A 17,662-nucleotide genomic window follows, 5' to 3' on the forward strand; every position below is an offset into this window, starting at 1 on the left:
ATGGCCGCGTCCAGCACCAGGAAGCGCCGACCTTCCGGTCGCTCGTGGACGTGCACCACCTGCGCCAGCAGCACGCCGGCGTTGGCCGCGATCACCCGGCCAGGTTCGAAGGCCAGCGCCACGTCCAGGCCGCGGGTCGCCCGGGCCACCACCTTGGCGTAGTCGGCCGGCGAGGGGGGCTCCGGCTGGTTGAAATAGGGCACGCCCAATCCGCCGCCGAGGTCCAGGCGCTCGACGGACAGGCCCTCGGCCTTCAGGCGTCCGACAAGGCCCGCCATCTTGGCGAAGGCCTCGGCCATGGGGGCCAGGTCGGTGATCTGGCTGCCGATGTGGCAGGCGACGCCCACGGGGTTCAGCCAGGCGTTGTTGGAGGCCTGGGCGTAAAGCCGCTCGGCCTCGGCGAAGGAGACGCCGAACTTGTTCTCCGACTTGCCGGTGGCGATCTTGGCGTGGCCGCCGGCCGCCACGTCGGGATTGACCCGGAAGGCGATGGTGGCGCGCTTGCCCAGGCTTTGCGCCACCTGGGCGATGGCGACCATCTCCGGCTCGGACTCGACATTGATCTCGCTGACCCCGGTCTCCAGGGCGAAGGCGATCTCGGCCCGGGTCTTGCCGACACCGGAGAAGACGATGCGTTCTGGCGGCACGCCTGCGGCCAGGGCCCTGCGGATTTCGCCCTCCGACACCGTATCGGCGCCGGCGCCGAGTTGCGCCAGGGTTCTGAGCACGGCGAGGTTCGAGTTGGCTTTTACGGCGAAGGCGATCAGCGGATCGCGCACGCCCTCGGCCTCAAGCGCCTCGCGCAGGACCGTATAGTGCCGCTCAAAAGTGGCGGTGGAATAGACATAGACGGGCGTGCCGACCGCCTTGGCGATGTCGGCCAGGGCCACGTCCTCGCAGAAGAGCTCCCCCTCCCGCAGCTCGAAATGATTCATCGGGGATTGGCGTAGGGGTCGGGCAGGGCGCCCTGGGGCGAGGAGGCGGTGGGACTGGAGGATGTGCCTTCGATGGGCAGAGTCCTGGGGGGCGCCGGGTTGGTGGAACGGGTCCGCGGATCGACCGTGTCCACCGGCTTGCTGGCCGAGGGACGCGGGGCGACGATCTCGCCGGTGGCAGGGTCGCCCCACAGGGGCGGCGGACGATCCAGACCGCCGGCCTTGCCGCAGGCGGCCAGGACGAGCGTGCTGGCCAGGGCCAGGAAAAGCGGAGCGCGGAGCTTCATTTCAGCAAGTCCTTCCAGCGGGCGACCTGGGCGCGAACCTGGTCGGGGGCGGCGCCGCCATAGCTTTTGCGGCTGGCCACGGATGCGGCCGGTGTCAGAACCTCATAAACGCCGGAGCCGATGCGCGGGTCCAGGCCCTTCATCTCATCCAGGGGCAGATCGGCCAGATCGCAGACCAGCTGCTCGGCCCGCTTCACCGCAGCCCCGGTGATGTGGTGGGCGTCGCGGAAGGGCATGTCCAGGGTCCGCACCAGCCAGTCGGCCAGATCGGTGGCCGTCGAGAAGCCGGCCCCGGCGGCCGCGGCCATCCGTTCTGCGTTGGGGGTCAGGTCGGCGACCATGCCGGTCATGGCGCCCAGCGACAGGTCCAGCACGTCGAAGGCCTCGAAAGTGGGGACCTTGTCCTCCTGCATGTCCTTGGAATAGGCCAGCGGCAGGCCCTTCATCACCACGGCCAGCTGGGTGAAGGCCGCCAGCATGCGGCCGGCCTTGGCGCGGACCAGCTCGGCCGCATCGGGGTTCTTCTTCTGCGGCATGATGGATGAGCCGGTGGTGAAGGCGTCCGACAGGGCGATGAAGCCGAACTGCGGCGTCATCCAGATGACGATCTCCTCGGCCAGGCGCGACAGGTGGGTGGCGCAGATGGCGCCGGCCGCCAGCGCCTCGAGTGCGAAGTCGCGGGACGACACGCTGTCGAGGGAGTTGGCGGTGGGCCGTGCAAAGCCCAGCGCTTGGGCCGTGGCGTGACGGTCGATGGGGAAGGGCGAGCCCGCAAGGGCCGCGGCGCCCAGGGGGCATTCGTTCATGCGGATCGCTGCATCGGTGAAGCGCGAGGCGTCGCGGCCGAACATCTCCACATAGGCCATCAGGTGATGGCCGAAGGTCACCGGCTGGGCCGGCTGCAGGTGGGTGAAGCCGGGCATCAGGGTGTCGGCATGGGCCTCGGCCTGGGCCACCAGGGCCCGTTGCAGGGCCTGAAGCTGTTCAGCCGTGCGATGGCAGGCCTCGCGGACCCACATGCGGAAGTCCAGGGCCACCTGGTCGTTGCGCGAGCGCGCCGTGTGCAGCCGCCCGGCCGCCGGGCCGATCAGCTCACGCAGACGGGCCTCCACATTCATGTGGATGTCTTCGTACTCGTCGCGGAAGGGGAAGGAGCCGTCAGCGATCTCGGCCTCGATGCGCGAGAGGCCCCCCTGGATGGCGGCCTCGTCCTCGCTGGAGATCACGCCCTGGGCCTTCAGCATGGCCGCATGCGCCCGCGAGCCCGCCAGGTCCTGCGGCGCCAGCCGCTTGTCGAAGCCGATGGAGACGTTGATCGCCTGCATCAGGTCGGCGGGCTTGGCCGAAAATCGGCCGCCCCACATGGCCTGGCCCTGGCCGGAGCCGTCGGCTTTCGCCATATGGACGTCGTGCTGCGGAGTCTTGGAGGCGTTGTCGGTCATATGAACGGTCAATCAGAGGCGAGACCCGGACCCAGCCTGTTCCGCTGGGCCCTCTGGGGCGTCGCCGCCTTCGGCGTCGCGGCGGTGGTCTACATCATCGTTCAGGCTTCCACCAATCCCGATGCGAACCGCGGCCTCCGCGCCTTCGCCAAGGGGGAGATGGCGGCTCTGCAGACCCCATCCGAACCTCGGCCTGCCCCGGTGACCACCATCTATGACCCGCAAGGCGAGCCAGTCCGCCTCGGCGACTACCGCGGCGAGGTGGTGGTGTTGAACCTCTGGGCCACCTGGTGCCCGCCCTGCGTGGCCGAAATGCCGACGCTGGCGGCCCTGGCCGCCCACTACGAAGGCCAGCCCGTCCGGGTGCTGGCCGTCAGCATCGACCGCCCCGACGATGTGGACAGGGCGCGGGCCTTCATCGGCCAGCACGCGCCGCTGGACTTCTACAGCGACCCGAACATGAAGCTCGCCTTCGACCTGGTCCCGCCGGCCCCGGGCATGCCGACCACGGTGATCTACGGCGCAGACGGCGTCGAACGGGCCCGGCTGTCCGGCGGCGCGGACTGGAGCGGCGCGGACGCCAAGGCCCTGATCGATCACGTGCTCGCCGCCGAATAGACGGCGAGCGTAGAGCCGCCGGAGGATCAGGCGCCGGTCGGCTCCCGCTCCGGCTGCACGACACGGCGGCCGTCGAAATAGGCGTAGAGCGCCGCGGCCGCGGCGATGGCGTGCGGCCCCTCGTCCATCTCCATCATCGGCCGGACAGCGGCGCGTGCCCTGCGGAACTGGCTCTCGATGGCCTGGAAGTCGCCGCACAGGGCGATGTCCTCGTCCTCGATCTCGTAGCCGGCAGCGCTGAGGCCGCCGAGGCTTTCCCGCAGGCGGGCGATTTCCGAGGCGCCGATCGGCGCATAGACCCCGGCCATGACGCCGAAGGCGTAGGGCGCCGGCAGACCGGTCAGCTTCAGGTCCCAGGCGATATTGGAGGCGAGGGGATAGAGCCGCATGTCCACCATGCCGACCAGACGGCTCGCCCCATGGGCATGGGCCACCTCCATGGCGGCCAGGAAGGCCTCGGCCACGCGCCGACCGCCGCGGCGGTTCTTGCGATAGGCGTGGGTGGAGAAGATGCGGCTCATCTCCCAGGCCTCGGCGCCTTTAAGGCTCGGCCCGCCCTGGGCGATCATGTGCGGGAAGGCGTCGGTGAGGATGCAGCCGTCCAGGGTCGAGCGCACCCGCAGGCCGACCTCGATCTCGTCATCGGGGCCAAGCGCCAGCAGGTAGACGGCCAGGTCGTCGTCGAACTGATCAACCTCGCCCCCGTCGACCACCTTGAGATCGGTCCAGCCGTTCTCCTCGATGAAGTGGAGGCGGCGAAGCTGGTGCATCTCCTGCAGCTGGCGGGCGTAGAGATGGCGGTTCTTGGATGTCACGATATGGATCACGGCGAAGCTCCAGGGAGGAAGGTCCGCCCCGATGCTGCGCGCCTGTCTCGCGCGACCCTATGGGGTGATCACCCTATGACCGGCCGGATCAGCCCCTGGCGCAGGGCCGCGGTCACCGCCTGCATGCGGGTGGAGACGTCCAGCTTGCGCTTGGCCCGCTCCACATGGTGGTTCACGGTCTTGGGCGAGATGTCGAGGATGGTCCCGATCTCCCAGTCGCTCTTGCCCAGGGCCACCCACTCCAGGCATTCGGATTCCCTGGCGGTCAGCAGACCGGGGCCTGGGCGGTCGCCGGCCATTTCGTGGAAACGGACGGCGAGGGTGGCGAACACCACCCCGATGCTTTCCAGCAGTGGGCGATGAGCCAGGTCGAACCGCGATGTCGGGCTGGCCATGCGCAGGACGATCTTCTCGCCGATCGGCCCGGGCATCTGGACGACAAAGGCGTTGGCGAGGCCCTCAGCGAGGGCGTCTCGCCACATGGTCTCGGCCGTGGCCGGCGCAGCCTCGCGCACGTCGGTCCAGGTGAAGCCTGTGCGATTGGCGGAAATCCACTGCGAGCAAGGGTCCTGCTCGATATAGCGCTCGCGCCAGTAACGCTGGTCCCAGTCGATGAAGCCGTGCCGCGAGACGATGGTCGGGACGTCGGCCATACGAAGGCCAGACAGTCGCGTGCAACAGTAGCGGTCGAAGCCGAACACTTCGAGTGTCCGGCGAAAATGCGCCTCCAGCACGCGCAAATCCCGATGCTCCGGCGCTTCCGACAGGAAGGCCCAGCTCAGGCTCTCAATGGACGACATCTATGGGCCCCTTTCAGCCGGGACCGACTTAAGCGGGTTCGCGGTTCTTCGTCACCTGTCCCTGGGCCTGGGCGCCTGCCGGCGTCAGGATGCGCAGGAAACTGACCAGCGAGGTTCGCGCTTCGGCGGGCAGCTGCTCATAGGCTGTCAGGAGTTCGAGGGCGCCCGGTGTCCGCATCCGCGACAGCAGGTCGAGATCGACGCTGGGTTCTTCGTCGGGGGTGTCCAGCACGTCGAGCAGGTCGGTGACCCGGCAACGCAGGGCGCGCGCGATCTGGACCAGGCGGGAGAAGGAGATGCGGTTGGCGCCGTTCTCATACTTCTGGATCTGCTGGAAGCTGACGCCACATTGCTCGGCCAGGGCCTCCTGGGACATGCTGATGGTCCGCCGGCGGATGCGCACGGCCGCCCCGAGGGCGATATCCATCGGGTCGGGGGTCTTGGTCGAGGATTCAGTCAAGCCGTTCTCCTTTGTCAGACACGCCATCAAACGTGATGGCAGCCAGTTGAGCCGATTGTTTCAAACCTGAGAAGTTGTCCAATCGTCTCACCACTCGCCTAGCGTGGCTAACGCATGAGTTGCAAGAATGCTGTTCTACGAAAATGGGTAGATGTTGACCCTAGGAACCCCAGGGGGCGGCGCGGCCGTCCCAAGATGGGCTCTGCGCGCGCCACAGTTGCATCTCAGACGCGTTTCCAGCTGGCTCAGGCGGCGGCCCCCAAGGCGCTGATCAAGCCACGGTCCAGGGTCAATCCGCGCCACGCCGCCGCAATTGGCCGCCTCGCAAGTAGCCCACAGGGCACCGCCCAACTGTTTCAGCTCTGAAAGAAGCGGGCCGCGATCAACCGCCCAAAGCCTGTGTGTTCCGTCTGCCATAGCTCACCTCCGAGCGAACAAAAGCAGAACGATGAGCCCGTGGCGACTCCGCTACAGGGGCGCCGGTCGGAAGCGCTATTTCAGGTGGAGCGGGCCCAGGGCGCCGGGCTCGATCTGTGCGAGAGGGTCGCTGATGCGGGCGATAGTCCCTCGACTGCCGATCCAGTCTCTTGTTTAGAGATCGCCTAGGCCATAGGCGCCCGTTAAGCACGTTGAAACCATTACGCAAATCGTCGCATCTCAGCCGACGCTCGCGGCCAGCCGAGGTTCTGGGGCCAGAAAAGCAGCGAGCGCATCCAGCGGCATCGGCGCGGCCACCAGGTAGCCCTGGATCAGATCGCATCCCAGACCCGCCAGGGCCTGCCGGGTCGCCTCGGTCTCCACGCCCTCGGCCACCACCTTCATACCCAGGCTATGGGCTAGCTTGATGGTGGATTTCAGGATGAGGCGATCACGCTCGGTATCGACGGCCGTGGCGATGCTGCGGTCAAGCTTGAGCTCGTCGGCCTCGAGCATCTTGAGATAGGACAGCGACGAGAGACCCACGCCGTAGTCGTCGATGGAGATGGCCAGGCCCGCCTTGCGGAAGGCGCTGACCGCTTCGATCGCCGCCTGGGGACTCTCGATGACGGCGGTCTCGGTGATCTCGACGCAAAGTTCGGCGGCCCGCCCGCGTACGGCGCTGAGGACATGCTCGCAGAAGGCGTGGTCGCTCAGCACCCGGCCCGACACATTGATGGAGATTCGCAGGTTGTGACCCGACGCCCGAAGCGTTTCGCTATCGGCAAGGGCCTGGGCCAGGGTCCATTCGGTGAGTTCGCGGATGCTTCCTGTTTCTTCGGCCGCCGGGATGAACAGGTCTGGACGAATGGCGCCTCGCACAGGATGGCGCCAGCGCATGAGGGCTTCGAGGCCAGTGACCACGCCGGTCACGGCGTCGGTCTTGGGCTGGTAATACAGGGAGATCTGGCCCTCGGCGAGACCCTGGCGCAGCTCGCTCATCAGGGCGAGGTTGAGGCTCGGGTCCTGGAAAGCCTCAGGAGCATAGGTCAGCCGCCGACGGTCCAGGCGCCGCGCCTCGTCCAGGGCTCGGGTCGCCTGCTCCAGAAGGACCTCGTCGCTTTCGCCAGGATCGGTGTCATAGGCCACGCCGAGGCGGGTGAAGGCGTCCACCAGGTGGCCCTGAACTTCATAGGCGGGGTCGAGGGCCTCCAGAGCCGCAAGTTCCGATTCCAGGGTGGCGAGATCGGCCCGGCGCACGACGAGGCCGAGGACGCCGGTCGAGAGATAGCCCAGACGGCTGGCGTGGCAGGTGCGCAGAAGCCGTTCGGCGACCGCCCTCAAGACATGATTGGCAAGGCTATAGCCGATGGCGGCGCGCATCTCGGCGTGGCGATCGAGGCCGACGACCACTACGGCCGCCGCGCCGTCGTGTCCGCTACGGATTCGCGCCACCTCCTTGAGCAGGGCGCGGCGGTTGGGCAGCTCGGTCTCAGATTCATGCAGGGCCAGGTGCAGCAGGCCGGCCTCCCGCTCTCGCACGATGGCCTCGGCCCTCCGGCGAAGCTCGCTGCGCACCGTGAGGGCGAGGCAAAGGGCCTGCGCCACCAGGAGGGGGGCGACGCGCATGGAGATCGGCGCCACGGCCTGCAGAACGATCGGCAGGCCGAGGATCAGCGCGATGGCGGCTATATGACGTCGACTCAGGGCGGTGAGGTCTCCGCCCGCCGCGCTTGGCCGCAGCGCGAGCGCCAGGGCGAGCACAAGGATCAGGCAGGCCAGGGGATGGAGCCCATAGAGAGCCCGGCCCTGGATGAGGCTCTCGAAGGCGAGGGCGTGGACCACTACGCCGGGCAGGACGCCATGACGGGGCGTGGCCAGATTGTCGCCCAGCTCAAGAGCCGTCGCCCCGATCAGAACCGCGCGGCCGCGGACGAGGGCGGGATCAAAGCTGTTGTCGTAGACGTCCTGGAAACTGAGCTGGGGCGTGCTGCGCGGATCGATCCCGTAATCGATCAGGAAGCTGTCGGTACGACCTGGCGGCTGACCGGCCATGAGCGTGGCCATGGTGGGCCGGTAGGTCTCCCCGGCGCCGAACCCTCGCAAATAGGCTCGCGCCCGGCCAGCGGCGTCGACAGGAACGTTTACGCTGGCCAGGAGGGCGTCGCGCGAGAGAGCGGCCAGCGGCGCGTTTTCGACGAGGCCTGCGCCGGGATCGTTTCGGTTGGTGGGCTGTACGAAGGTCGGCAAGATCACCTGGCCGGGATGCCGGCTTATTGATCGGGCCAGGACATCGTCGCCTTCCAGGGTCGAACGGGCGCTGAAGTCCACGTCAAAGCCGATGAGCACGGCCCCGGCCGCCTCCAGGTTGTCCAGCGCCTGAGCATAACGCTCGCGTCCCCAGGGCCAGGTCGCCGCCGCCTTCAGGCTCACAGCATCAATCTCGACGATGGCGATCTGCTGGGACGCCTCCCGTTGGATCAGCTGGAAACGCTGGCTGGCCAGGGCCTCCTCGATCGGACGCAACAGGCCGCTCGCCATGGCGAGGGCCACCATGACGACGACCGCCGCTGGCGTGAGCCAGGGGCGGGCGCGCCGTCTCAGTCGAGCAAAGCCCAGGGGGAGGCGCCGGAGCATGGCCTAGTCAGCCTTGCCCTTGCCGCCTTTGCCGACGCCGGGCGTATCGGCCCCGGCCGCGGCTCCATTGCCCGCGCCATTGCTGGCGCCGGGGCCGTTCCCATTGCCATTGCCGGGGTTGGCGCCTTCAGGTCCGGCGGGACCGCCGGCTGGGCCACCATTGCCATTGCCGTTGCCGCCGGCGTTGTCAGCGCCGGGGCCATTGCCATTGCTGTTGGCGTTGCCGGGGTTAGCGCCTCCGGGACCGTTGCCGTCGCCGTTGTCGCCGCCTTGGGACGGGCCGGCAAAGCTTGGGGGCCCGTTGCCGTTGGCGGCGATCTGGGCAGGGGGTTGACCTATGGCCGCCGCCGTAGCGCGGGCCGCGGCCATGTTCGATGCGCTGCTGTCGCCGTTGCCGCCGCTGAGGTTTCCGACGCCCGAAGCTGCGGAAAGGGCAGATTGTCCCTGGGGTGCAGCGGCGTTGCGCGCCGTGTCGAGACCGGCCGGCGCGCCCGGACCCGCGACGACGCCGTCGGACACCTGGCTATAGTCGAGGGGCGGAAGAGCCTGGACCGCTTCGGCCGGGGCCGGCGTGGCTGTGGGAGTGATGACGCCCACCTGGGCGGGGCCATCGCGCATCACGCGGCCGGTGACGCCGGCCGGGATGTCCTGGGGACCGCCGCCGCCGTTAGCGCGAACTTCCACGAGGCCTTCGGCCACATGCACAGTGTCTGACTTGGCGCCGATAGCGACCGTGAAGGTGGTGCCCTTCACCACGGCGGCCAGTAGCGGCGTATCGACGCGGAAATGGGGGCGCGACTGTTTATCCACCTGGAAGAGGATCGAGCCCAGGTCCTGCATGATGCGGGTCATGCCCGCGCCCTCGCCATTGGCGACCGTCATGCGGCTATTGGGGCCGATGACGATGCGCTGAGCGCCGTTGGTCAGCACCGCGCGGCCGCCTGCCGCCGTGGTGATGTCGGCGCCCACGGGCACGGCCTGGTTCGGCGCGCCCGTGGCTGGCGACTGACCGGGGGCTGCGACACGAACGCGGCCGGTGACCTCGGTCAGTCGCCATTCAGCCGCGAGGGCGCCCCCGGCGCCGAAGAGGATTGTGGTCGAGAGCAGGGCCGCCAAGGCGACCTTCACGGAGCGCATTCCACGCCTCCCCTTTTTTATGTCCCGCGTGCCGGCGGTTTAGAGATCGAACCTGCTGCATAGGCGCTGCACGGCTAACCGACCGCTAATAGCTCAACGATTTTCTATCGTTAGCGCCGTGTTCACCTTGTTGGACGACCATGGCTGACCGTGTTCCTGAGCTGAGGTTGGCGTTGCCCCCGCGTATCCCCTGGCGTCTTTCGACGACGCTCCTCGCCTGCGCCACAGCTCTTGCCGTCGCCGGATTCGGCGGGGGGCCGGCTGACCGCGCCATCGCCGAGGCGCAGAACGAGGCCAGGCAGGACGCGGCAGCCGAAGATCGTTTTGTTCTAACCGGCCTCACCATTGATGGGGTCAGCGCCTATCCTCAGTCTGCGCTCGCGCCCCTCTATGCTGACGACCTGGCCCGCGAGGTCGGCCTGTCGGATCTGGTGCGTCTCTCCGAAGCGATCACCGCCCACTACCGGCGTGACGGCTATTTTCTCAGTCGGGCGGCCACGCCCCGCCAGACCGACGGCGACGGCCAGGCCCGACTGATCGTCTATGAGGGCTATGTGGCCGCGGTGGCCTTCGAGGGCGAGGCCGTGCCCGCCGTCGGTGCGCTGCTCACTGACATCGTCGATCAACGCCCCCTGAAGCTGGCGGACCTGGATCGCCGGCTGGCCCTGGCCAATGACCTGCCGGGCGTCAAGGTGAGCGCCCGATTGGAGCCTGACTTCGACGATCCCGCCGCCCACCGGCTGGTGGTGACGACCACCCTTCGAAAGGTGGACGGCCAGATCTATGCCGACAATCGGGGTGGCGAACAGGCGGGGCCCTGGCAGGTCTACAGCCGCGTCGGCCTGAACTCCGTGGCGCGCTCCGGCGACCAGCTGGCGATCAGCGTCCTGACCACCCCTGCGGATGTGCGCAAGTTCACCCAGGCCGACGCGTCCTATGTGGTCCCCCTGCCCGGGGGCGGGAACCTGCGCGGCACGGTGGCGGCGTCCAAGGCCGACAATGGCGCAGATGGCTTGGCCGCGGCCTTGGGCAATGAGAGCCAGTCGGCGACCGCTCGGCTCTCCTTGCCCCTGGTCCGGCGTCAGGACCGCTCGGTCTGGATGATCGGGGCGGTGGAGGCGCGCCGTTCAGAGCAGAATTGGGCCAATGGCGTGCTCAAGGACGAGCTCGCGATCGCCCGCCTGGCTGTGCAGGCCGATCGCCAGAGCCCCGGCGCCTACACCACCGGCTTTGCGCAGCTATCCCATGGGTTCGGCGGCCTCGGGGGAGAGAGCCCCATGGGCCGGTCCCGCTGGGACGCCGACGCCCAGTTCTGGAAGGCGAACGCCTACGCCTCCCACTATCGCGACCTGGGGGCCAAGGCAGGGATCTTCCTGTCGGCCTCAGGGCAGTGGTCCCCCGACGCCCTGCTGGCGTCCGAGGAATTCGCCGCCGGCGGTCTGCCGGTGGGACGCGCCTACGACTATGCCGAGATCATGGGGGATCGCGGCCTTGCCGGTCTCGCGGAGATTCGCGTCGGTTGGGATCCGCAGTTGCGGCCCCTGACCTTCTTCCAGACCTATGCCTTCATCGATGGGGCCAAGGTGTGGAACTATAACGCCGCGCCGGGCTGGGGCTCGGCGACCTTGGCTTCGGCCGGCGGAGGCCTGCGTCTGGTTTTCAACAACCGCCACAGCCTGCGCGCCGAACTGGCCAAGCCGATCGACGACAAACCCTATGGCCGCTCCGACATGGGACTGAGGGGTTTCATCTCCCTGTCCTCAAGCTTCTAGCCCGCAGCCTTTTCAGGCGGCGTTGGTGTTTTGGCCCTCAACCACGCTCTGCAGCACGGCGATGAGGCGCTCGGCCTCGATGGGTTTGGGCAGGTGCAGGTCGGCCCCAGCCTCCAGACTGGCGGCGCGATGTTCGGGCAGGGTGTTGGCGGTCAACATGACGATGGGGGTGCGGCCCTGCGCGGCGTCGGTCTCCCGCGCGCGAATCTTGCGGATAGCCGTCAGGCCGTCCATCACCGGCATCTGCATGTCCATCAGCACCATGTCGAAAGGCGCCGCCTCGAAGGCCTCATAGGCCTCCAGCCCGTTTTCGGCGAGCACCAGCTCGACGTCGAACTCCGATAACAGCACCTCGACCACCTGCCGGTTGATCGGGTGGTCGTCGGCCACCAGAATCCGCAACGGCCGTTCTGTCGTCTGAATGTCCTCGGTCTGTTCGGCTTGGACCTCGGTCGGGGGCAGGGGCAGATCGATCCAGAAGACAGCGCCGCGCCCGGGCCCGGCGCTGGCGGCGTCGATCTCGCCGCCCATCAACCCCACCAGCTGCCGGCTGATGGCCAGGCCCAGGCCCATGCCGCCGAAGCGTCGGCTGATGGTCGCATCGGCCTGGGCGAAGCGCCTGAAGAGGTCGGCCTTTTGCGACGGATCGAAGCCCATGCCGCTGTCTTCGATGGTGAACCGCCAGCGGATGTCGTCCAGGGGACTGACACGCAGACGAACCTGACCGGCCTCGGTGAACTTCAGGGCGTTGACTACGAGGTTGGCCAGCACCTGCTTCAACCGTAGGGGATCCCCCAGCACCTGAGTTTCGGCCCGGGGATCGATCTCCAGAACCAGGGCCAGGCCCTTCTCTGTCGCCCTCGGCCCCAGGAGGGTTTTGAGCATGCGCACCGCGTCGCCCAGGTGGAAGGGCTCGGAGGTGATCTCGACCATCCCGGCCTCCATGCGCGAAACATCCAGCAGGTCCGACAGCAGCCGCTCAAGGCTGAGGCCAGATGTGCGAATGATCTGCACCATCTCGCGCTGCATCGGGGTCAGGGTGGTGCGCTCCAGGGCCGAAGCCACGGCGACCACGCCATTCAGCGGCGTCCGGATCTCGTGGCTCATATTGGCCAGGAACTCGGCCTGGGTGCGCTGGGCGGCCATCTGCTGGCGCCAGGAGTGGCGCGCCCGCGTGACCATCACCGCGGCCACGGCCCCAAAGGCCAGCAGGACGGCGAGCACCGGCAGGACCGACCGCCGCAGCAGGGCTGTCCCGGGCTTCTGGGGCGTCCAGGCCAGGACCAAGGGCGCGTCGGCGTCCAGGACGTCGATGCTCAGTTGGGCGTCGTCCGGATCCGCCGAGGCGGCGCCCAGGCCGGTGCGGAGATCGCCCAGAAGATAGCGGTCCTGCAGCACCTCGATCGAGACCTGCTCGATCGGCAACAGGGTCAGCAGGATCGGCGCCCGTTCGCCCTGCGGCAGGATGCTTCCCTGGTCGGGCTGAAACAGGCTTGCGGTGGCGAGCCGTATTCGCCCGTCGATGGCGACGAAGCCGCTGGCCTGGATCGGATCGGGATAGCCGTCGGGGACAGGGCGCCAGGGCCCCCTCCGGGCCTCGGCGGCGCGAACCTCGGAAATCAGAGCCGAAAACACCTTAACGGGCGCCTCGCTCGGATTGACCTGATCGAGGTTCCGGCGGTGGTAAATGGGTCTATCCCCGCCATCGATGACCAGGAGGCGGCTGAAATCGAAGCCGAGGGCGTAGAAATCATTGAGGTTGGCGTCGGCCCAGGCCAGATCGGCGCGGTGGTCCAGATGCAGCACCGCCTCGTCCCATACGGTTTCCGGGACGATGGAGGCCTCCACCTCGGCCACCGCCGAGGCCAGGCCCTGGCGCACCAACTCCTGCTCGCGTAGCCGGGTGCTCTCATCGACGCCCCAGCTCCAGAAGACCAGGCTCAGGACGAAGACCGCCATGGCCGCCAGCGCCAGCAAGGCGGTGGGAAGCAGCAGGCCAAGGTCGCTCAGGCGACGCATCGACGACTCTCCAAGATCCTGCGGCGTGCTGGAGCGGGTCATCGATATAGATCACATATCTCTGTTCGACCAAGTCTGGTGAAACTTGTGGTCGATCTTAGCTGTCCCGGCGGTCCTGGTCGGAACGCACCTTCACTCGCTCGGGCGCCGGCCAGATGCGCACCGCCACCGCGGCCGTCACCGAACCGAAGATGGCGATCAGGGCGCCGGCGGCCTGAATCTCGTTCATGCCGAGGGCCATCAGCCGACCGGCCATGGCGCCCGAAATGAAGACGAGGCACGCGGTGCCCCACTCGGCCATGCCTTGCGAAAACAGCCCCTTGAGCATTGCTCACTCCACCTTCTGCGGTCATGCGATCCTGCGCCCACGGCTCTTAGTCAATCCTTACAGAGGCGAGCCTGCGTCATCGGACCGCAGGAGCCCGCGCCACGGCGCATCCGCCGGGCTGAACGGGACGGGATTGGGCGGAATCACGGCGCCGGCGCCCAGGGGGACGAGCGGCCAGCAGCCTGCTCAAGGGTCGATGGACCGCTTCAGCTTGACCCGCCGGGGAACGCCACGCCAAGGTATGCGTAGTGGGAGGGTGTTTATGCGCTTGAAAGACCGGCTGAGACGCGAGTGGCGGTTTTTGCGCAAGCTCCGGCGAACCCTTGGGCGGGTGAAGTCCATTGCTCCGGACTCCCCGAACCTGATCTGCGACGACCTGCAGGAGGCGATGGACAAGTGGCGTGACCGCCCGGCCATGACCTTTGAGGGGCGGACCGTCACCTATGCCGAGCTGGACGGCATCGCTAACCGCTACGCCCACTGGGCCAAGGGGCTCAACCTGCGCCGCGGCCAGACCGTCGCCCTCTTCATGCCCAACCGGCTGGAGTATTTCTGCGTCTGGTACGGCCTGTCCAAGGTCGGCGTGATCACTGCGCTGATCAATAATCAGCTGACCGGCGCTGCGCTGGCCCACTGCCTGAACATTTCCGGGGCCAGCCACTGCATCGTGGACCCCGAGACCTCGGGAGCCTTTGAGGACGTCAAGGACGGCCTGGAGACCCACGTCCAGCAATGGATCCTCGGTGAGGCCCGCGGCGAACAGCGTGACCTGATCCAGGCCCTGAAGAGCTGCAGCCAGTTGCCGCCGGACCGCAGCGTCCGCGAGGGCATGGTGGGCCGCGACACCTGTCTCTACATCTACACCAGCGGCACCACGGGCCTGCCCAAGGCCGCCCGCATCACCCACGTTCGCGCCCAGCTCTATATGCGGGGTTTCGCCGGCTCGACGGGGGCCGAGGCGAAGGATCGGGTCTATGTGGCCCTGCCGCTCTATCACGCCACGGGCGGTCTCTGCGCCCTGGGGGCGGCCCTGCTGAACGGCGGGTCGGTGGTGCTCAAGAAGCGCTTCTCGGCCACCCAGTTCTGGCCCGACATCGTGGCCGAAGGCTGCACCATGTTCGTCTATATCGGCGAGCTCTGCCGCTATCTGGTCAACCACCCGGAAACCGAGGAAGAGACCCGCCACAAGCTGCGCCTGGCCTTCGGCAACGGATTGCGCCCCGACGTCTGGTCGGTGATGAAGAGCCGCTTCCGCATCCCCGACATTCTGGAGTTCTATGGCTCCACGGAGGGGAACGTGTCGATGTTCAACTTCGACGGCAAGGAGGGGGCCATCGGGCGCGTGCCGCGCTATCTGCGCAAGCGCTTCAATTTCCGCCTCGTCCAGTTCGATGTCGAGAACGAGGCCCCCATCCGCGGCCCCGACGGCTTCTGCATCGAGTGTGGGCCAGGCCAGATCGGCGAGTGCGTCGGCCGTATCGGCGGCGACGCCAGGGCCGAATACACCGGCTATGTGGACAAGGCGGCCAGTGAGAAAAAGGTGCTCAAGGACGTGTTCGCCAAAGGCGACGCCTGGTTCCGCACCGGCGACCTGATGCGCCAGGACGCCGAGGGCTATTTCTACTTCATCGACCGGATCGGCGACACCTTCCGCTGGAAGGGCGAAAACGTCTCCACCAACGAGATCGCCGCACGCCTGCAGGAGGCGCCCGGGGTTCTGGAGGCGAATGTCTATGGGGTCGAGGCGCCGGGCGCCGATGGGCGCGCGGGCATGGCGGCCCTGGTCACGGATTCCGAGTTCGACCTTGCCGCCTTCGGAGAGCACGTGGCCCGCGAACTCCCCAGCTACGCCCAGCCCCTGTTCCTGCGAATGATGCCGGCCATGGAGACCACCGGCACCTTCAAGCAGCGCAAGGTGGATCTCGTCGAGCAGGGCTTCGATCCGGGCAAGATCAAGACGCCGCTGTATTTCAAGGACCCCGATAAGGGCTATGTGAAGATCACCAAGACGGTGTTCACCAAGCTCATGGCCGGCGGCTACCGGCTCTAGATTTGGCGTGGCTTCAGGCGGCGGCCTCTGCGCCTGCCGCCGCGGCGGTCAGGGTCAGCCGAAGATGGCAGCGAAGGCCGCTTTCTGCGAATTCCAGACGCGCGTCGCCGCCTGTGTCCCCCTGCAGGCTGCGTTCGATCAGGCGAGAGCCAAAGCCCTGGTGGAGCGGGGCTGAAACGGGCGGTCCGCCCTGTTCGCTCCATACCAGGTCGAGGCGCGAGCGATCAGCCTCATCGCGCACCGTCCACTCCACCCGCACACAGCCTTCGGTGGTGGATAGCGCCCCGTACTTGGCGGCGTTGGTGACCAGTTCGTGGAACACCAGGCCCAAGGTGAGGGTCTCGGCCGCCGACAGGGCCACTGCCGGGCCGTCCAGCCGGTAGCGTTCCGCCCCATGCGGACGGAGCTCCATCAGGATCACCTCGTCCAGCGAGGCGCCGCGCCAGACGGACTGGGTCAGCAGATCATGGGTCGCCGACAGGGCGAGCAGGCGCGCCTCGAAGGCTTCGCGGAAATCGGCGGGGCTCGCCGTGGTCCGCAGGGTCTGGGCGGCGATGGCCTGGACCGTGGCCAGCGTATTCTTCACTCGGTGATTCAACTCGTCCAGCAGCAGCTTCTGCTGTCGCTCGGCCCGCACCCTGGCGGTGACGTCGCTGCCCTCGACGAACACGCCCCAGGGAACCCCGCGGCCGTCGAGGATGGGCTGGTATATGAAGTCGAGGAAGCGCTCTTCCGGCGGTCCGTCGGCCTGCCTTTGCAGGAGGACGCTGTCGGCCTGCCCTACATAGGGCTGGCCCGTGCGCATCACCTCGGAGAGAATATCCTGGAAGACCTGGCCTTCCAGCTCCGGCAGGGCCTCCAGCAGCGGCCGGCCGATTACGGCGCGCCGGCCGATCAAGCTCTGATAGGCGTTGTTCACCAGCCGGAAGACGAAGTCCGGCCCGATCAGCACCGCCATGAAACCCGGCGCCTGCATGAACAGGTTGCGGATCTGATTGGTCTCCTCCACCAGGATCAGATTGGTCTGCTGCAGCTCCCGGGCCCGCTGATAGAGTTGGGTGGCGCTTTCGATCGGGGTTTCCAGCGGAGCGCCGGATGGGCCGAAGGCGATGTCCTTCAGGCGTTCGATCTCGGTGACGTCTACCGTGTTCTGGAGCACGTAGGCGGTGTTCCCCGCCGAATCGAACAGCGGCGTATGAACCGCCGACCAGAAGCGCATTTCGAAACCGCCGCCCAGGGAAAGGGGCAGGGGGATCGCGTAGGGAATGAGCGCCAGGGTGTCGGGCTGTCCGGTGTCGAGAACCTTCTGCAGCGACTCGCGCAGCTGGCGACCGCCCTCGCCGGGATTGGGGAACAGATCGAAGATGTTCTGGCCGATCAGTTCGTCGCGGGAGCGTTCGGTGACCCGCTGGTAGGCGAGATTGGCTTCGACGAAACGGAGGTCGCGATCGAGCACCATGTGTGGGCTCGGCAAGGTTTCGAACAGCGCCCTGAAATCAATCTGCGGCAAAGCTACCCCCTGTTTTCCGGTAACGCTCTCACCGGGGAAGCGATCCACAGGCGCATATCGGCCCATAGCGGGCCGGTCCCGGGACATCAACAATCTCCTGCGCGTGCAAACGCCGCGCCTCTGGGTATGGCGCCGGGAGTCGCCTATATCGGCCTGATGGTTGAACCCGACGCCGCGCCCCTCATCGGCGCCGCCCTTATCAAGGATCAGGTCAAGCGCCTGCCCGACGCGCCTGGCGTCTATCGCATGATCGGCGACGACGGCGAGGTGCTCTATGTGGGCAAAGCTCGGTCGCTGAAGAAGCGGGTGACCCAGTATGCCCAGGGCCGTTTCCACACCCAGCGCATCGCCCTGATGGTCGATCTGACCCGGTCGATGGAATTCGTCACCACCCGCACCGAGACCGACGCCCTGCTGCTCGAG

15 protein-coding genes are annotated in these 17,662 nt (G+C 67.5%); 4 read left to right on the forward strand and 11 right to left on the reverse strand.

Annotation, left to right across the window (positions count from 1 at the left end; all coding sequences use genetic code 11):
* The 3 genes from lysA to argH form a co-directional block, all read right to left on the reverse strand.
* Positions 1–935: diaminopimelate decarboxylase (lysA, locus tag V7702_RS12385; RefSeq protein ID WP_335650414.1), on the reverse strand; the 935-nt coding region annotated here is incomplete at its 3' end.
* Positions 932–1,222 carry a hypothetical protein gene (locus V7702_RS12390; RefSeq protein WP_335650415.1) on the reverse strand — a complete coding sequence of 97 codons (291 nt, stop codon included), beginning with the start codon at positions 1,220–1,222 and terminating at the stop codon, positions 932–934. The genes lysA and V7702_RS12390, both read right to left, overlap by 4 nt.
* Positions 1,219–2,664 (reverse strand): argininosuccinate lyase, encoded by a 1,446-nt coding sequence (gene argH / locus V7702_RS12395; protein ID WP_335650416.1) that lies wholly within the window; start codon positions 2,662–2,664, stop codon positions 1,219–1,221. Before argH ends, V7702_RS12390 begins: the two co-directional genes overlap by 4 nt.
* On the opposite strand from argH, the gene V7702_RS12400 reads away from it, so the two are divergent.
* Positions 2,665–3,282 (forward strand): TlpA family protein disulfide reductase, encoded by a 618-nt coding sequence (locus V7702_RS12400; protein WP_335650417.1) that lies wholly within the window; start codon positions 2,665–2,667, stop codon positions 3,280–3,282.
* 26 nt (positions 3,283–3,308) lie between these two features.
* On the opposite strand, the gene V7702_RS12405 is transcribed toward V7702_RS12400, so the two are convergent.
* The 5 genes from V7702_RS12405 to V7702_RS12425 all read right to left on the reverse strand — a co-directional run bounded on the left by V7702_RS12405 (position 3,309) and on the right by V7702_RS12425 (position 9,560).
* A complete protein-coding gene (locus V7702_RS12405) occupies positions 3,309–4,109 on the reverse strand; it encodes an acyl-homoserine-lactone synthase (RefSeq protein WP_335650418.1) in 801 nt (266 codons plus the stop codon).
* A gap of 68 nt (positions 4,110–4,177) precedes the next feature.
* Positions 4,178–4,909: a helix-turn-helix transcriptional regulator gene (locus tag V7702_RS12410; protein WP_335650419.1), complete on the reverse strand. Its 732-nt coding sequence runs from the start codon at positions 4,907–4,909 to the stop codon at positions 4,178–4,180.
* Between the two features lie 28 nt (positions 4,910–4,937).
* Positions 4,938–5,369, reverse strand: a complete 432-nt coding sequence (locus V7702_RS12415) for a helix-turn-helix domain-containing protein (protein WP_335650420.1) — start codon at positions 5,367–5,369, stop codon at positions 4,938–4,940.
* A 657-nt stretch (positions 5,370–6,026) separates the two neighbouring features.
* On the reverse strand, positions 6,027–8,423 hold the full coding sequence (locus V7702_RS12420; protein WP_335650421.1) for a putative bifunctional diguanylate cyclase/phosphodiesterase: 2,397 nt from the start codon (positions 8,421–8,423) through the stop codon (positions 6,027–6,029).
* Between the two features lie 3 nt (positions 8,424–8,426).
* Positions 8,427–9,560: a FecR family protein gene (locus V7702_RS12425; RefSeq protein ID WP_335650422.1), complete on the reverse strand. Its 1,134-nt coding sequence runs from the start codon at positions 9,558–9,560 to the stop codon at positions 8,427–8,429.
* Positions 9,561–9,733: 173 nt separating this feature from the next.
* On the opposite strand from V7702_RS12425, the gene V7702_RS12430 reads away from it, so the two are divergent.
* Positions 9,734–11,332 carry a ShlB/FhaC/HecB family hemolysin secretion/activation protein gene (locus V7702_RS12430; RefSeq protein WP_335650423.1) on the forward strand — a complete coding sequence of 533 codons (1,599 nt, stop codon included), beginning with the start codon at positions 9,734–9,736 and terminating at the stop codon, positions 11,330–11,332.
* Between the two features lie 12 nt (positions 11,333–11,344).
* On the opposite strand, the gene V7702_RS12435 is transcribed toward V7702_RS12430, so the two are convergent.
* Positions 11,345–13,351: a hybrid sensor histidine kinase/response regulator gene (locus tag V7702_RS12435; protein ID WP_335650424.1), complete on the reverse strand. Its 2,007-nt coding sequence runs from the start codon at positions 13,349–13,351 to the stop codon at positions 11,345–11,347.
* Between the two features lie 97 nt (positions 13,352–13,448).
* Positions 13,449–13,679, reverse strand: coding sequence for a hypothetical protein (locus V7702_RS12440; RefSeq protein WP_335650425.1), 231 nt, complete (start codon positions 13,677–13,679; stop codon positions 13,449–13,451).
* Between the two features lie 262 nt (positions 13,680–13,941).
* Here V7702_RS12440 and V7702_RS12445 point away from each other — a divergent pair, with 262 nt between their 5' ends.
* Positions 13,942–15,729: a long-chain-acyl-CoA synthetase gene (locus V7702_RS12445; RefSeq protein WP_335650426.1), complete on the forward strand. Its 1,788-nt coding sequence runs from the start codon at positions 13,942–13,944 to the stop codon at positions 15,727–15,729.
* Positions 15,730–15,742: 13 nt separating this feature from the next.
* Here the strand turns inward: V7702_RS12445 and V7702_RS12450 are convergent, their stop codons facing one another.
* On the reverse strand, positions 15,743–17,287 hold the full coding sequence (locus V7702_RS12450; RefSeq protein WP_335650432.1) for a sensor histidine kinase: 1,545 nt from the start codon (positions 17,285–17,287) through the stop codon (positions 15,743–15,745).
* A 78-nt stretch (positions 17,288–17,365) separates the two neighbouring features.
* Here V7702_RS12450 and V7702_RS12455 point away from each other — a divergent pair.
* On the forward strand, positions 17,366–17,662 hold a 297-nt coding region (locus V7702_RS12455; RefSeq protein WP_335650427.1), incomplete at its 3' end, for a GIY-YIG nuclease family protein.

The sequence above is a fragment of the Phenylobacterium sp. genome (genome assembly GCF_036963605.1).
Taxonomy (GTDB): Bacteria; Pseudomonadota; Alphaproteobacteria; order Caulobacterales; family Caulobacteraceae; genus Phenylobacterium.

Bases quoted from the DNA above. Each gene is read 5' to 3' on its own strand.
- V7702_RS12435 (WP_335650424.1), bottom strand. From the start codon at position 13,351: ATGCGTCGCCTGAGCGACCTTGGCCTGCTGCTTCCCACCGCCTTGCTG.
- V7702_RS12420 (WP_335650421.1), bottom strand. From the start codon at position 8,423: ATGCTCCGGCGCCTCCCCCTGGGCTTTGCTCGACTGAGACGGCGCGCC.
- V7702_RS12400 (WP_335650417.1), top strand. From the start codon at position 2,665: ATGAACGGTCAATCAGAGGCGAGACCCGGACCCAGCCTGTTCCGCTGG.
- V7702_RS12410 (WP_335650419.1), bottom strand. From the start codon at position 4,909: ATGTCGTCCATTGAGAGCCTGAGCTGGGCCTTCCTGTCGGAAGCGCCG.
- argH (WP_335650416.1), bottom strand. From the start codon at position 2,664: ATGACCGACAACGCCTCCAAGACTCCGCAGCACGACGTCCATATGGCG.
- V7702_RS12390 (WP_335650415.1), bottom strand. From the start codon at position 1,222: ATGAAGCTCCGCGCTCCGCTTTTCCTGGCCCTGGCCAGCACGCTCGTC.
- V7702_RS12425 (WP_335650422.1), bottom strand. From the start codon at position 9,560: ATGCGCTCCGTGAAGGTCGCCTTGGCGGCCCTGCTCTCGACCACAATC.
- V7702_RS12440 (WP_335650425.1), bottom strand. From the start codon at position 13,679: ATGCTCAAGGGGCTGTTTTCGCAAGGCATGGCCGAGTGGGGCACCGCG.
- V7702_RS12445 (WP_335650426.1), top strand. From the start codon at position 13,942: ATGCGCTTGAAAGACCGGCTGAGACGCGAGTGGCGGTTTTTGCGCAAG.